The organism is Pseudomonas sp. 31-12, from assembly GCF_003151075.1.
Taxonomy (GTDB): domain Bacteria; phylum Pseudomonadota; class Gammaproteobacteria; order Pseudomonadales; family Pseudomonadaceae; genus Aquipseudomonas.
This window is the reverse complement of sequence record NZ_CP029482.1, coordinates 5,887,786-5,901,883: the sequence shown is the minus strand read 5'-3', so window position 1 is coordinate 5,901,883 and position 14,098 is coordinate 5,887,786. Positions and strand designations below refer to the sequence as shown.

The window sequence follows — 14,098 nt, the reverse complement described above, 5'->3', positions numbered from 1 at the left end:
TCTGGTTAAACCCCGTGCCTTGTTCATTGGCTTGAGCCTGCTGTGTTTGCTGGCGATCTGGTTGTCGTTGGCGCTGGGGCCGGTGAGCCTGCCGTTGTTCGATACCTTGCGTGCGGCGTTGCGCATGATCGGCGTGCCCATTGCACCCGATGGACTGGAACAGGCCGAGCTGATCCTCGGGCAAATCCGCCTGCCTCGAACCTTGTTGGGCCTGGCGGTGGGTGGCGTGCTGGCATTGTCCGGCGTGGCGATGCAGGGATTGTTTCGTAACCCTCTGGCTGATCCGGGGTTGGTCGGGGTGTCGAGTGGTGCAGCGTTGGGCGCCGCTATCGCGATTGTCGGCGGTTCGGTGTTTGGCGGACTGCCTGAATCGTTCGGACCTTATCTGTTGTCGGTATGCGCATTTCTCGGCGGGCTGGGCGTGACGGCGCTGGTCTATCGGCTAGGGCGGCGTAACGGGCAGACGAACGTGGCAACCATGCTTCTGGCCGGCATTGCATTGACTGCGCTGGCGGGTTCAGCGGTCGGCTTGTTCACCTATCTGGCCGACGACGCGACCTTGCGCACACTGACGTTCTGGAACCTGGGCAGCCTCAACGGCGCCAGCTATTCGCGCCTTTGGCCGTTACTGTTGGTGAGCGCCGGTGTGGCACTCTGGTTGCCGCGTCGGGCCAAGGCCTTGAACGCGTTGTTGCTCGGCGAATCGGAGGCCGGTCACTTGGGCATTGACGTCGAAGGGCTCAAGCGCGAACTGGTATTTTGCACTGCGCTGGGCGTTGGCGCGGCCGTGGCGGCGGCGGGGATGATCGGGTTTGTCGGCCTGGTAGTGCCGCATCTGGTGCGCCTGCTGGCCGGCCCTGATCATCGAGTGTTGTTGCCGGCCTCGGTGCTGGCGGGTGCCAGTCTTCTTCTATTTGCCGATCTGGTGGCGCGGTTAGCGCTGGCGCCGGCGGAGCTGCCGATCGGGATCGTTACGGCCTTCATCGGTGCGCCGTTCTTCCTGTATTTACTGCTCAGAGGGCGAGCCTGATGTTGCGAACCCAGAGCCTGCAAATCCGTCGAGGCACCAAGATCGTTCTGACGGACATCACACTTGAACTCAATCCGGGCGAAGTCCTTGGCGTGCTGGGCCCCAACGGTGCCGGCAAAAGCACCTTGCTCGGCGCCTTGTGTGGCGAGTTGAAGGCTGACCACGGCAGCGTCTGGCTCGATGATCGCGAGTTGAGGCATTGGACCGGCGCGCAGCGAGCCCAGCGGCTGGCGGTATTGCCGCAGGTGTCGACGTTGGACTTCGCCTTCCGTGTCGAAGAAGTAGTCGGCATGGGCCGTTTGCCGCACCAGAGCGGACGAGTGCGGGATGACGAGATCGTCGCCGCCGCCTTGCACGCTGCCGATGCGGGACACCTGAGTGGTCGAAGTTATCTGGCGCTGTCCGGCGGCGAGCGTCAGCGGGTGCATCTGGCGCGGGTGCTGGCGCAGCTCTGGCCGGGCGAAGCGGGGCAGACGCTGTTGCTCGATGAGCCGACCTCTATGCTCGATCCGCTGCACCAGCACACCACCCTGCAAGCGGTGCGTGAATTCGCCGATCACGGCGCGGCGGTGCTGGTGATCCTGCATGATCTGAACCTGGCGGCGCGCTATTGTGATCGCCTGTTGCTACTCGAAGGTGGGCGACCGGTGGCGCTTGATACGCCGGAGCAGGTCTTGCGTCCGGAACCCCTCAAGGCCGTGTTCGGGCTGGAGGTTTTGGTGCAGCAGCACCCGGAACGTGGGCATCCGCTGATCATCGCCCGTTGAGAATGACATTGAGGTGAGTATGCGAGGGATTTTGCTACTGGCGGTATTGTTGTTGAGTGCCTGCCAGCACGTCTCGGTGCAGCCTCCGGTTGTCGGTGAGATTCAGGACCTGCGCAGCGGCCAGATCCTGACGCCCCAGGAGTTGGTTGAACGACTTGCCGAGTCGTCACGGCTGATCGTCGGCGAGCAGCACGACAACCCTGATCACCATCAACTTCAATTGTGGTTGTTGCAGTCGCTGGGTGAGCGTCGACCCCAAGGCAGTCTGCTGCTGGAAATGCTTACGCCGGATCAACAACCGCGCATCGATGAAGTGCGCCGTGCCTCGACGCTACCTGCAGATCTGTCCGGCGCGCTCAACTGGCAGTCGGGCTGGGACTGGAATCTTTACGGGCCGATCGTGCGCTTTGTCCTGACTCAACCCTACCCGCTGTTGGCGGCCAACCTGGACAATCATGAAGTCCGTACTGTTTATGGCAAACCGCCGACAGTAAGCGGTTCGCGTTCCAACGCCTCGTCAGTCAAGGATGAGTTGCTGGCGCAGATCAATGACTCCCATTGCGGCCTGCTGCCAACATCGCAGATGCCCGCGATGCTGGCGGTCCAGCAGCAACGTGATCGGCGGATGGCCGAGCGCTTGCTGTCGGCTCCGATGCCTTCGCTGCTGTTGGCTGGCGCCTACCACGCGCGCAAGGATGTTGGCGTGCCGATCCACGTGCTTGATCTTGGAGAGCCTGAAGCCCCCACGGTTCTGATGCTGGCGGAGCAGGGTGGCGAGGTCACGCCGGCCATGGCTGATTTCGTCTGGTACACACCCGCCACACCGGCGCAGGATTACTGCGCACAAATGCGTAAGCAGTTCGGGAAGTAAACGGGCGACTTTTCCACAGGCAAAAAAAGACCCGGCAAGAGCCGGGTCAAATAACCGTGATTAGCCTGATGAGGAGATATCTGAGAGTCCGAACCAAGGGCTTTTCAAATATCGACCAGTCTCGCGACCAGTTGTGATAATCATAGCGATTCTCATTACCAAGTCAACCGCTGTTTTTTTGATTTCTTTGCAGTCCTCTGTTTTCTTGCTCAAGAGCCCATGATCATTGTGCCCAGAGCACTAAATCCTGAAGTGAATCTGCCTGTTCAGTTCTTGTGGCGGGACGAGATGGCTTCCAGTTGTTTGTTCAAGGCTTCTTTGCGATCGGCTGGAATGTCGTTCCAGTGCACGTCCATCAGCGCGCCTTCGATCGCATACAACAACACCTTGGACGCCCGGAACCCGCGCGTACGCACGGCCCGATAAGCATCCACCGCTCCCAGGCGGCGCAAGTCCGACGCGCTGTGGATGCCCACGGCATGCAGCCACTGTGCCGACGTCTTGCCAAGATTCTTCAGGTGTTGCAGTTCATCATTCATCAAGCCTCCTTGCGACGGCCGAACGGTGCGTGGGCGAGCCTCTCAGGAGTGTAGCCATCAGTAGGAAAAGCGTGATTGTTTGGTCGGCTTCGACGCAAAAGCTTCTAAGAAGCGCGCTCAAAGAGCTGCGTGAACGTCTGAGGGAGAGGTAGGGAAGTGCGGAGGAATCAACTTCCGGACAGAAAAACCGGCGTCCAGCGCAAAGCGGGGGCGCTGGACTTGTCCGGTAGAACGTCGTTGTTAGCGGGTGCGGTAACGCAGGCGTGTCCCGAAATTCATCGACATCAAAATCTCGTCAGCACTCAGTTCCGGCGGAAAGTAGGCGCCGGAGATCTGTGCGTGAGCCAGGCTCGCGCCTTCCAGGCATGAGTTGCGGAAGTCGATGCCGCGCAAATCGGCGGAGCGGAAATAGGCATCGGTGAAGTCGACGCCATCGGCGTTCAGCTCACGCAGGTCCAGGCCACGGAAATCGCCGCCGACCATGTCGACCGAGGCATGACTGGCGCGTTCGGCATTGAAGCCTGTGATGTCGTCTTTGTGCAGCAAGGCATAAAGCGGGGTGTCGAGAAGTTTCGGCTGGCTCATGTCGCATCACCTGATGGTTTTATGACGCCAGTATAGTGCCACTATTTGACAGCCGTGAAGCCGGCAAAGGCTCCACGGCTGAAATAGTTTTTTACAGGCCTGGCATGCGCTGGCGGATCTGCGCAACGACGGTATCGAGCGTCCCGCTTTCATTGGTCTGGACGCGTTTGCTGCACAGAATCTCTGCTGGTGTCAGGGGCTCACGGCTCGCTTGCTGGGCGGTAATAACGGCGAGGTTGGCGTCGGACGGATCCTTCTTGTCTGCCTGACGCAAGGCCAGCCAGCTCTCGATGACCGCCTGTGGCGCATTGCAATCGAGGATCAGGAACGGTGCACCGGTAGCCTCGGCGATTTTCGCTGCGCCGTCGCGCTGGTCGCGCTTGAGGTACGTCGCATCGATGACCACCGGGAAACCAGCGCGCAGGATGACCGCGGCAATCTCATGCAGGCGGCTGTAAGTGGCGGCACTGGCGTCGGCACTATAAATGCCGGCCTGCGGGTCATTCGGGACGGTTTGCTCGCCGAACAGGCGCTTGCGTTCAACATCGGAACGCAGGCGAATGGCGCCCAACGCTTCCACCAGACGCATGGCCACGTGGCTCTTGCCGACAGCGGATACGCCGTGGGTAATGGCCATGAAGCGCGACGGGATGGTGCTGTAGCTTTCCGCCAGGTTGGCGTAGTTGCGGTACTGGCGCAGGGTGGTGGCGCGTTGCACCGGGTCGGCCTCGGCCGGCATGCTGAACAGGCTGACCTTGGCGCGAACCAGAGCGCGGTAGGCTTTATAAAAGTTCAGCAGCTCAAGGCCCTGATAGTCGCCGGTCAGTTCCAGGTACTGGCTGATGAAGCGACGTGCCAGGCTTTTCAGGCCACGGTCTTCCAGGTCCATGGCCAGGAAACCGGTGTCGGCATACACGTCGGTGAAGCGGAACGGTTCGTTGAACTCGATGCAGTCGAAGATCACGACCTTGCCGTCGATGACGGTGGCGTTGCCCAGGTGGATATCGCCGTGGCATTCGCGGATGAAGCCTTCAGCCTTGCGCTGGGCAAACAGCGGCTTGAGGCGTTCGAAGCTGCTTTCGGCCCAGGCTTGCAGGGCATCAAGTTGCAGCAGGTCGGCCTTGTCGCTGAGGAATGGGCGGATCTGTTCGAAGTTCTGGCGTACCGGCGCCATCACGCTGTCCGGGGTGCCGGCTTCGTGTTCGCCAGGCACTTTCGGTGCGGTGAGGTGGAATTGGGCGATCTGCGCGGCCATCTCGTCGATGTGCGCGGTGGTCAATTCGCCGTTGGCTTGCAAGGTGCTGAGCAACTGGCTCTGTGGGAACTGACGCATCTTCAGCGCGAAATCGACCACCGGACCGTCGCCGCCCAGTTGTGGTGCTTCTGCGCTGCCGGTGATCGGCAACACTTCCAGATACAGATCGTTGGTCAGCCGTTGGTTGAGGCGCAGCTCTTCGCCGCAGAAATGCTCGCGCGCATCGAGGCTGGTGAAGTCGAGGAAGCCGAAATTCACGGGCTTCTTCACTTTATAGGCAAAGGGACCTGTGAGGATGACCCAGGAAATATGGGTCTCGATGACCTGGAATCCGTCTACCGGATGCGGGTAGAGGGCCGGGTTTTGCAGGGCGGCGATCAGGGACTGGCTCACAGGCGATCCTTCAAAGACTGGGGAAAATTCACGGCCGCCATTATGGCTGCAAGTCCGCCTGACGCAAACCTCGGAGGGCTCCTGTTGAGTATGAATAAAGTGCGTATAATCCGCCGCCATGACTCGTACTCGATCCCCCCGTACCCCAAAAAAACCACCTTCCAAGGGCTTGAGCCCTTGGCTGGGCTGGGCCCTTAAACTCAGTCTGGTCGGCCTCGTGGTGCTCGCCGGGGTCGCGGTGTACCTCGACGCCGTGGTCCAGGAGAAGTTCTCCGGCAAGCGCTGGACCATCCCGGCCAAGGTGTATGCGCGCCCGCTCGAGCTGTTCACCGGCCAGAAGCTGAGCAAGGAAGACTTCCTGACCGAGCTCGACGCCTTGGGCTATCGCCGTGAAGCGGTGAGCAACGGCCCCGGCGCTGCGGCGGTCAACGGCAACACCGTCGACTTGAATACCCGTGGCTTCCAGTTCTATGAAGGTTTGGAGAGCGCTCAGCAGGTGCGCGTGCGGTTCTCCGGCGACTATGTGGCCGAACTTTCGGCGATCAACGGTTCGAAGCTTTCGGTCGTGCGGCTGGAGCCGCTGCTGATTGGCGGGATCTACCCGAAAAACCTCGAAGATCGCATTCTGATCAAGATTGATCAGGTTCCGCCGTATCTGCTGGAAACCCTGGTGGCGGTGGAAGACCGGGATTTCTATAGCCACTGGGGCGTGTCGCCCAAGTCGATTGCCCGCGCCGTGTGGGTCAACACCTCCGGCGGCAAGATGACCCAGGGTGGCAGTACGCTGACCCAACAGTTGGTAAAGAACTTCTACCTGACCAGCGAACGCAGCCTGACTCGCAAACTCACCGAAGCCATGATGGCGATGCTGCTTGAGCTGCATTACGACAAACGGGAAATTCTTGAGGCGTACCTCAATGAAGTGTTCGTCGGTCAGGATGGTCAGCGCGCAGTGCACGGTTTCGGCCTGGCCAGCCAGTTCTTCTTCGGGCAGCCATTGTCCGAGCTGAAACTGCATCAAGTCGCAATGCTGGTGGGGATGGTCAAGGGGCCGTCTTATTACAATCCGCGTCGCAACCCGGAACGGGCGATGGAGCGACGCAATCTGGTGCTCGATGTGCTTGAGCAGCAAGGCGTAGCCACCGCTGAGCAGGTCGCCGCCGCGAAAAAAATGCCATTGGGCGTGACGACGCGCGGCAAGCTGGCGGACAGTTCTTTCCCAGGCTTCCTCGATCTGGTTAAACGTCAGTTGCGCGAAGACTACCGCGACGAAGACTTGACCGAAGAAGGCCTGCGGATCTTCACCAGTTTCGACCCGATCCTGCAGATGAAAGCCGAAGCATCGGTCAACGACACCTTTAAACGCCTGGCCGGGCGCAAGGGTTCCGATGAGGTTGAAGCGGCGATGGTCGTGACCAACCCGGAAACCGGTGAAGTCCAGGCCATGATCGGCAGCCGTCAGGCGAGTTTTGCCGGCTTCAACCGGGCGCTCGATGCGGTGCGCCCGATCGGTTCGTTGATCAAGCCTGCGGTTTATCTGACAGCCTTGGAGAAGCCGAGCCAGTACACGTTGACCAGTTGGCTGTCGGACGAATCCTTCTCGGTCAAAGGTGCGGACGGTCAGGTCTGGAAACCCCAGAACTATGATCGCCGATCCCACGGCACGGTGTTCCTGTACCAGGGCCTGGCCCATTCCTACAACTTGTCGACGGCGCGTCTCGGGTTGGCGGTGGGTGTGCCAAATGTCCTGAAGACACTGGCGCGCCTGGGTGTCAGTCGCGAGTTTCCGGCGTTCCCTTCGATGTTGCTGGGGGCTGGTGGTCTGACGCCGATCGAAGTCGCAACCATGTACCAGACGCTGGCCAACGGTGGTTTCAATACACCGATGCGCGGGATTCGTAGCGTACTGACCGCCGAAGGCGAGCCGCTCAAGCGTTATCCGTTCCAGATTGAGCAGCGTTTCGACCCAGCCTCTATTTACCTGATCCAGAGCGCCATGCAGCGGGTCATGCGTGAAGGTACCGGCAGTTCGGTTTATAACGTGCTGCCGAAAACCCTGACCCTGGCGGGTAAAACCGGTACCAGTAACGACTCGCGAGACAGCTGGTTCGCCGGTTTTAGCCAGGATTTGCTGGCGGTGGTGTGGCTGGGCCGCGATGACAACGGCAAGACGCCATTCACTGGTGCCACCGGTGCATTGCAGGTCTGGACCAGTTTCATGCGCAAGGCCGATCCGCTGCCGTTGGACATGCCGCAGCCGGATAATGTTGTTCAAGCTTGGGTGGATTCGCGGACCGGGCAAGGTTCCGAAGGCAGCTGCCCAGGCGCTGTGCAGATGCCGTATATTCGCGGCAGCGAACCGCCTCCCGGCGCTGCTTGCGGTGGCGAAAGCCCTGCATCCGGCGAAACGGTGATGGATTGGGTCAAGGGCTGGATGAATTAAGCAAAGAGGGTTTCAAGTGAACAAGTGGTTGATTCCAGCGGTTACCGCCGTGGCTTTGCTCAGCGGTTGCTCCTCCGTACAGCGCGGCTCGATCCCGGTTGTGGATTCCGGCAGCGCTGTCTCCAACAGTGAGCGAGTGTCGGCAAATGGCGGTTTCCGTCAGACGACGTCAAAACGCCCTGTGCAAGCCCAGACTCAGGCGATTCCACAAGGTGACACAGGTGTTGTCGTGATGGTCCCGGGTGGCGGCGCAGTGGCGTCGGCACCGATCAGCACCGGGCCGATTACGCCTGGCCCGATCGACACCTCGCCGGTGCAGTCGGCACCGGTCAATCAGGGCGGCTACAGCATGCCGTCGACGCCGAGCGGGATTCCTTCGGCGAGCTCCGGAGGCTTGTCTGCCGATGAGCAACTGGACGGTCCGGTACTCGCGTTGTTGACCACGGCTCAGCAGCAACAGGCCGGCGGCGACCTCAATGGTGCGTCCTCCAGTCTCGAGCGCGCCCAGCGTGTTGCGCCGCGTGAGCCGCAAGTGCTTTATCGACTGGCTCAGGTGCGCATGGCCCAAGGCGATGCACCCCAGGCTGAACAATTCGCCCGTCGTGGCCTGACGTTCGCAAGTGGTCGTCCGGCGCTTCAGGCCAGCCTGTGGGAATTGATCGCCCAGGCGCGTGAGAAACAGGGTGATTCCTCAGGTGCTGCACTGGCCCGTCAGAAGGCCAAGGTTTCGTCGTGATGGACGCACGCTTTCCGAAGATTGCCGAGCAACTGTTGTTGATCGAGCGTGAGTTGCGGATTCAGGGCTGGTGGGACGAGGTTTCGCCCTCCGCTGAGGCATTATCCAGCGTCGAGCCGTTTTCGGTGGATACGCTGGATTTCGAGCAGTGGTTGCAATGGATCTTCTTGCCGCGGATGAAGATCATCCTCGAACAGGATCTGCCGCTGCCTAACGCATCAGGGATTCAGGAGATGGCCGAAATGGTCTTCGCCGCCCGTAATGTCCAGGGCAAAGATCGCTATTTGCAGGTCTTGCTCAAAGAGTTCGACCTGCTCATCACCGCCTCTCGCTGAAACGGAAACTGCCAGGTTCTACTGGCAGTTATCCGCAATCTGTTTCTGTGCTTCGGTCGTGCGCTCCTGACGTTGCTCATCGGTCAGACGGCGCCTCTCACCGTCGACATCCTCCCGCAATCGTGGATTGTTCTGCAGCTGGGCCAGGTTCGTTCGCGCCTGCTCGCAAAATACCTTTAGCTGGGCTTGCTGCTCGGCAACCTGCTTTTTCACTGTGTTGTCGATGGCTTGTTGATCGCCAATCGTCGTGCTGCGCGTTGGAGCGGCGGGTTTGCCGGCAGGCGGGGAGGGCGTCAGCACCGTGGTGGCCTCCTGGCCTTGCGGCGGTTGCGCGTCGAAGTGGGTTACACCTTGAGCGTCGACCCATTTATAGATCTGACCGGCCATACACAAAGGGCTGATCAGCAGACTGACCATCAAGAACGTTCGCATGCCATTTCCTTGCCAGAGTTGCGCAATTGAAGCTAACACAGTTGCGGTTTAGCGGTTTTTTCTTGCTTTCTCATGTGCTTACTTCAATAAAGCACATAGACGGCTTGACTTGCAGGGGACGAAACAGAAGAATCCAAAGTCCGCTGTAGAGGGACTGCCAGAAGCAGGCCCACTCAGCAGATCATGAGGCGCACATCCGCGCCGACCTGTTACACCCGCAACGCGTTACCTCGCGCTGGGTGGGAAAGCCCCGCAACACTTGGGACGATCCCAATACTTGCTCAGTCAGTGCTGACGTAGTCGGCGACCACCGTCGCTCATGCTCTGCTGAGAAGTAAACCTATTAAGACCCGTCCTCTTTGATGTGGGCGGTATTCTGGCGTTTTAGAGGTGAACAACGTGGAGCTTTTATCTGGCGGTGAGATGCTCGTCCGCTTTTTGCGTGACGAAGGCGTTAAATATATCTATGGGTACCCGGGTGGTGCCGCATTGCATATCTATGACGCGCTGTTCAAAGAACCAGCCGTTCAACACATTCTCGTTCGTCATGAGCAGGCTGCCACTCACATGGCGGACGGCTATGCGCGCGCTACCGGCAAGGCCGGCGTCGTACTGGTGACCTCCGGTCCCGGCGCGACCAACGTCATTACCGGTATTGCTACTGCGTACATGGACTCGATCCCGATGGTGATCCTGACCGCCCAGGTGCCTAGCACCATGGTCGGTACCGATGCCTTCCAGGAAACCGACATGATCGGTATCTCCCGGCCGATCGTGAAACACAGTTTCATGATCAAGCATGCTTCGGAAATCCCGGAGATCATGAAAAAGGCGTTCTACCTCGCGCAATCCGGTCGTCCTGGTCCTGTCGTTGTCGACATCCCGAAAGACATGACCAACCCGGCCGAGAAGTTCGAATACATCTTCCCGAAAAAAGCCAAGCTGCGTTCCTACAGCCCGGCGGTTCGTGGTCACTCGGGCCAGATCCGCAAAGCGGTGGAAATGCTGTTGGCGGCCAAGCGGCCGATCATCTATGCCGGCGGCGGCGTCATTCTGGGCAACGGCTCCGCGCCGTTGACCGAATTGGCGCAACTGCTGAACGTGCCGGTCACCAATACCTTGATGGGCCTCGGCGCCTATCCGGGCAGCGACCGTCAGTTCCTCGGCATGCTTGGTATGCACGGCAGCTACACCGCCAACCTGGCGATGCACCATGCGGACGTGATCATGGCCGTGGGCGCACGTTTCGATGACCGTGTTATCAACGGTGCATCGAAGTTCTGCCCAAGCGCCAAGATCATCCACATCGATATCGACCCGGCTTCGATCTCCAAGACCATCAAGGCCGACGTTCCTATCGTCGGCCCGGTGGAAAGCGTCTTGACCGAAATGGTCGCTACCTTCAAGGAAATCGGCGAGACCCCGAACAAGGACTCGGTTGCTGCCTGGTGGAAGCAGGTTGAAGAGTGGCGCGGTGATCGCGACATGTTCCCTTACAACAAAGGGGACGGCAGCATCATCAAGCCGCAGACCGTTATCGAAACCCTGCACGAAGTGACCAAGGGCGACGCCTACATTGCGTCCGACGTGGGTCAGCACCAGATGTTTGCGGCGCAGTACTACCGCTTCAACAAGCCTAATCGCTGGATCAACTCCGGTGGCCTGGGCACGATGGGCTTCGGTTTCCCGGCAGCAATGGGCGTGAAACTGAGCTTCCCGGAAGCGGACGTGGCTTGCGTGACTGGTGAAGGCAGCATCCAGATGAACATCCAGGAGCTGTCCACTTGCCTGCAGCATGACCTGCCGGTGAAGATCATCCTGCTCAACAACGGCGTGCTCGGCATGGTCCGTCAGTGGCAGGACATGAGCTACGGCGCGCGTCACTCGCACTCCTACATGGAATCGTTGCCGGACTTCGTCAAGTTGGCCGAAGCCTACGGTCACGTGGGGATGCGCATCACGGACTTGAAGGATTTGAAGCCGATGATGGAGCAAGCGTTCGCGATGAAGGATCGTCTGGTGTTCATCGACATCAAGGTCGACGCCGGTGAGCACGTCTACCCGATGCAGATCAAAGACGGCTCCATGCGCGATATGTGGCTGAGCAAGACGGAGCGTACTTAATCATGCGACATATTATTTCCCTGCTTCTGGAAAACGAACCCGGTGCTCTGTCTCGTGTAGTCGGCCTGTTCTCGCAGCGCAACTACAACATCGAAAGCCTGACCGTGGCCCCTACCGAAGACCCGACCTTGTCGCGTCTGACGCTGACCACTGTCGGCCACGATGAAATCATCGAGCAGATCACCAAGAACCTGAACAAGCTGATCGAAGTGGTCAAACTGGTCGACCTGTCGGAGAGTGCTCACATCGAGCGCGAACTGATGTTGGTCAAGGTCAAGGCCACCGGCGCCCAGCGCGCCGAGATCAAGCGCACCACCGATATTTACCGTGGGCAGATCGTCGATGTCAGCGCTAGCGTGTATACCGTTCAATTGACCGGTACCAGCGACAAGCTCGACAGCTTCATTCAGTCCATTGGCACCGCCTCGATCCTGGAAACCGTCCGTAGCGGCGTGACCGGCATCGCTCGCGGCGACAAAGTACTCAGCATCTAAACCAAATTAGCGAACGGCCTGAACGGCCTGGATATATAGGGGAATTTCATGAAAGTTTATTACGAAAAAGACTGCGACCTGTCGATCATCCAGGGCAAGAAAGTTGCCATCATTGGTTACGGTTCCCAAGGCCACGCTCAAGCGTGCAACCTGAAAGACTCCGGCGTTGACGTGACTGTCGGTCTGCGCAAAGGTTCGGCCACTGTTGCCAAAGCCGAAGCCCACGGCCTGAAAGTGACCGACGTTGCTTCCGCTGTTGCTGCGGCCGACCTGGTCATGATCCTGACCCCGGACGAGTTCCAGTCTGCCCTGTACAAGAACGAAATCGAGCCGAACATCAAGAAAGGCGCCACCCTGGCCTTCTCCCACGGCTTCGCGATCCACTACAACCAGGTTGTTCCGCGCGCTGACCTCGACGTGATCATGATCGCGCCGAAAGCACCGGGCCACACCGTGCGTTCCGAGTTCGTCAAAGGCGGCGGTATCCCTGACCTGATCGCTATCTACCAGGATGCTTCGGGCAACGCCAAAAACGTTGCACTGTCCTACGCCGCAGGCGTGGGTGGCGGTCGTACCGGCATCATCGAAACCACCTTCAAGGACGAGACCGAAACCGACCTGTTCGGCGAACAAGCCGTTCTGTGCGGCGGTACCGTTGAACTGGTCAAAGCCGGTTTCGAAACCCTGGTTGAAGCTGGCTACGCGCCGGAAATGGCTTACTTCGAATGCCTGCACGAACTGAAGCTGATCGTTGACCTCATGTACGAAGGCGGCATCGCCAACATGAACTACTCGATCTCCAATAACGCTGAGTACGGCGAGTACGTGACCGGTCCGGAAGTGATCAACGCCGAATCCCGTCAGGCCATGCGCAACGCCCTGAAACGTATTCAGGACGGCGAATACGCCAAGATGTTCATCAGCGAAGGCGCGACCGGCTATCCTTCGATGACCGCCAAGCGTCGTAACAACGCCGCTCACGGTATCGAAATCATCGGCGAGCAACTGCGCTCCATGATGCCGTGGATCGGTGCCAACAAGATCGTCGACAAAGCTAAAAACTAAGTCGCGCACTTGTACGAAAAACGCGGCTTAGGCCGCGTTTTTTCGTTTGGGTGGCCGGTTCTGGTATAAAGCTGCATCGTTTGCGGCCGAACCGTCGTCCCAGACACCTGTCGAAACTTTCCACCCCGTTGCAAGGTAATGTCCATGAGCGAACGTCCCGAAGAGCCAAACAAGGCTTCTGACGCCGAAAGCCTGCTGCCCATCGATGAACACATCGAGGAAGGGCACGACGCTGAAGGTCGTAAAGTCCGGCATCGTGGTATCTATCTTCTGCCGAATCTGTTCACCACTGCGAACCTGTTCGCAGGGTTTTATTCCATCATAAGTTCGATGAGCGCCCAGAGCGCCTTGAGTGCCGGTGATTCGGTTGGCGCGAGCAAGTATTTCGCGTTTGCCGCTATCGCGATTTTCGTCGCCATGGTGCTCGACGGCCTCGATGGTCGAGTCGCCCGTATGACCAATACCCAGAGTGCCTTCGGCGCCGAGTACGACTCGCTGTCGGACATGGTCGCCTTTGGTGTCGCGCCGGCATTGCTGGCGTTTGGCTGGGCCTTGGGCGACATGGGCAAGGTCGGCTGGATGGTTGCCTTCATCTATGTTGCTGGCGCGGCATTGCGTCTGGCCCGCTTCAATACGCAAGTCGGCACTGCGGACAAACGCTACTTCATCGGTCTGGCCAGCCCGGCTGCCGCGGGTGTGGTCGCGGGGATTGTCTGGGCGTTCAGCGATTACGGCATTCAGGGGTCCAAGATGTCCTTCCTGGTTGCGCTGATGGTGGCCGCCGCCGGCATGCTGATGGTCAGCAACATCAAGTACAACAGCTTCAAGGAACTGGACTTGAAGGGACGAGTGCCTTTTGTCGCGATCCTGGCGGTGGTGCTGGTGTTTGCCGTGGTCTTCAGTGATCCACCGCGCATTCTGCTGCTGGTTTTCCTCGCTTACGCGGCGTCCGGTCCGGTGCAATACCTGTTGCATCTTCGTCGGCACAAAAAAGCCGAGTGATGTAATTTCCCTCATACTCCGCAGTCT

Annotated in this window: 14 protein-coding genes; 10 read left to right on the top strand and 4 right to left on the bottom strand. The window is 59.3% G+C overall.

Annotated elements, in window-relative coordinates; all coding sequences use genetic code 11:
• The first annotated feature begins 46 nt into the window (after positions 1-46).
• Genes DJ564_RS27830 through DJ564_RS27820 form a run of 3 tightly spaced genes read left to right on the top strand, consistent with a single transcriptional unit; the run spans position 47 to position 2,668 of the window.
• A complete protein-coding gene (locus DJ564_RS27830; protein ID WP_178082361.1) occupies positions 47-1,030 on the top strand; it encodes an iron ABC transporter permease in 984 nt (327 codons plus the stop codon).
• Positions 1,030-1,797, top strand: coding sequence for a heme ABC transporter ATP-binding protein (locus tag DJ564_RS27825; RefSeq protein WP_109634874.1), 768 nt, complete (start codon positions 1,030-1,032; stop codon positions 1,795-1,797). The genes DJ564_RS27830 and DJ564_RS27825 overlap by 1 nt, the downstream gene beginning before the upstream one ends.
• 19 nt (positions 1,798-1,816) lie before the next feature.
• A complete protein-coding gene (locus tag DJ564_RS27820; RefSeq protein ID WP_109634872.1) occupies positions 1,817-2,668 on the top strand; it encodes a ChaN family lipoprotein in 852 nt (283 codons plus the stop codon).
• A gap of 266 nt (positions 2,669-2,934) precedes the next feature.
• On the opposite strand, the gene DJ564_RS27815 is transcribed toward DJ564_RS27820, so the two are convergent.
• From DJ564_RS27815 to DJ564_RS27805, 3 genes are all read right to left on the bottom strand, one after another.
• Positions 2,935-3,207, bottom strand: a complete 273-nt coding sequence (locus DJ564_RS27815; protein ID WP_010467623.1) for a TfoX/Sxy family protein — start codon at positions 3,205-3,207, stop codon at positions 2,935-2,937.
• 240 nt (positions 3,208-3,447) lie between these two features.
• Positions 3,448-3,792: a pentapeptide repeat-containing protein gene (locus tag DJ564_RS27810; RefSeq protein ID WP_109634870.1), complete on the bottom strand. Its 345-nt coding sequence runs from the start codon at positions 3,790-3,792 to the stop codon at positions 3,448-3,450.
• Positions 3,793-3,883: 91 nt separating this feature from the next.
• Positions 3,884-5,440: a bifunctional aminoglycoside phosphotransferase/ATP-binding protein gene (locus tag DJ564_RS27805; protein ID WP_109634869.1), complete on the bottom strand. Its 1,557-nt coding sequence runs from the start codon at positions 5,438-5,440 to the stop codon at positions 3,884-3,886.
• A 118-nt stretch (positions 5,441-5,558) separates the two neighbouring features.
• Here DJ564_RS27805 and mrcB point away from each other — a divergent pair, with 118 nt between their 5' ends.
• From mrcB to DJ564_RS27790, 3 genes are read left to right on the top strand one after another with little or no spacing between them, the layout of a single operon-like run.
• Positions 5,559-7,883: a penicillin-binding protein 1B gene (mrcB, locus tag DJ564_RS27800; protein WP_109634867.1), complete on the top strand. Its 2,325-nt coding sequence runs from the start codon at positions 5,559-5,561 to the stop codon at positions 7,881-7,883.
• Positions 7,884-7,899: 16 nt separating this feature from the next.
• Complete coding sequence (locus DJ564_RS27795) at positions 7,900-8,619, top strand: M48 family metallopeptidase (RefSeq protein ID WP_109634865.1); 720 nt, start codon at positions 7,900-7,902, stop codon at positions 8,617-8,619.
• A complete protein-coding gene (locus DJ564_RS27790; RefSeq protein ID WP_109634863.1) occupies positions 8,619-8,954 on the top strand; it encodes a YqcC family protein in 336 nt (111 codons plus the stop codon). The genes DJ564_RS27795 and DJ564_RS27790 overlap by 1 nt, the downstream gene beginning before the upstream one ends.
• Positions 8,955-8,972: 18 nt before the next feature.
• On the opposite strand, the gene DJ564_RS27785 is transcribed toward DJ564_RS27790, so the two are convergent.
• Positions 8,973-9,386: a DUF4124 domain-containing protein gene (locus tag DJ564_RS27785; RefSeq protein WP_109634862.1), complete on the bottom strand. Its 414-nt coding sequence runs from the start codon at positions 9,384-9,386 to the stop codon at positions 8,973-8,975.
• A gap of 399 nt (positions 9,387-9,785) precedes the next feature.
• Here DJ564_RS27785 and DJ564_RS27780 point away from each other — a divergent pair, with 399 nt between their 5' ends.
• The 4 genes from DJ564_RS27780 to pssA all read left to right on the top strand — a co-directional run bounded on the left by DJ564_RS27780 (position 9,786) and on the right by pssA (position 14,071).
• Entirely contained in the window at positions 9,786-11,510 is a 1,725-nt protein-coding gene (locus DJ564_RS27780; protein ID WP_109636224.1) for an acetolactate synthase 3 large subunit, read from the top strand.
• Positions 11,511-11,512: 2 nt separating this feature from the next.
• On the top strand, positions 11,513-12,004 hold the full coding sequence (ilvN, locus tag DJ564_RS27775) for an acetolactate synthase small subunit (RefSeq protein WP_003205610.1): 492 nt from the start codon (positions 11,513-11,515) through the stop codon (positions 12,002-12,004).
• 48 nt (positions 12,005-12,052) lie between these two features.
• Complete coding sequence (gene ilvC / locus DJ564_RS27770) at positions 12,053-13,069, top strand: ketol-acid reductoisomerase (protein WP_007948647.1); 1,017 nt, start codon at positions 12,053-12,055, stop codon at positions 13,067-13,069.
• A 144-nt stretch (positions 13,070-13,213) separates the two neighbouring features.
• Positions 13,214-14,071: a CDP-diacylglycerol--serine O-phosphatidyltransferase gene (pssA, locus tag DJ564_RS27765; RefSeq protein WP_109634860.1), complete on the top strand. Its 858-nt coding sequence runs from the start codon at positions 13,214-13,216 to the stop codon at positions 14,069-14,071.
• Positions 14,072-14,098 lie beyond the last annotated feature (27 nt).

Excerpts from the sequence above, each read along its gene's own strand:
- DJ564_RS27825 (WP_109634874.1), top strand. The coding sequence starts at position 1,030 with ATGTTGCGAACCCAGAGCCTGCAAATCCGTCGAGGCACCAAGATCGTT.
- DJ564_RS27820 (WP_109634872.1), top strand. The coding sequence starts at position 1,817 with ATGCGAGGGATTTTGCTACTGGCGGTATTGTTGTTGAGTGCCTGCCAG.
- DJ564_RS27815 (WP_010467623.1), bottom strand. The coding sequence starts at position 3,207 with ATGAATGATGAACTGCAACACCTGAAGAATCTTGGCAAGACGTCGGCA.
- DJ564_RS27810 (WP_109634870.1), bottom strand. The coding sequence starts at position 3,792 with ATGAGCCAGCCGAAACTTCTCGACACCCCGCTTTATGCCTTGCTGCAC.
- mrcB (WP_109634867.1), top strand. The coding sequence starts at position 5,559 with ATGACTCGTACTCGATCCCCCCGTACCCCAAAAAAACCACCTTCCAAG.
- DJ564_RS27790 (WP_109634863.1), top strand. The coding sequence starts at position 8,619 with ATGGACGCACGCTTTCCGAAGATTGCCGAGCAACTGTTGTTGATCGAG.
- DJ564_RS27785 (WP_109634862.1), bottom strand. The coding sequence starts at position 9,386 with ATGCGAACGTTCTTGATGGTCAGTCTGCTGATCAGCCCTTTGTGTATG.
- ilvN (WP_003205610.1), top strand. The coding sequence starts at position 11,513 with ATGCGACATATTATTTCCCTGCTTCTGGAAAACGAACCCGGTGCTCTG.
- ilvC (WP_007948647.1), top strand. The coding sequence starts at position 12,053 with ATGAAAGTTTATTACGAAAAAGACTGCGACCTGTCGATCATCCAGGGC.
- pssA (WP_109634860.1), top strand. The coding sequence starts at position 13,214 with ATGAGCGAACGTCCCGAAGAGCCAAACAAGGCTTCTGACGCCGAAAGC.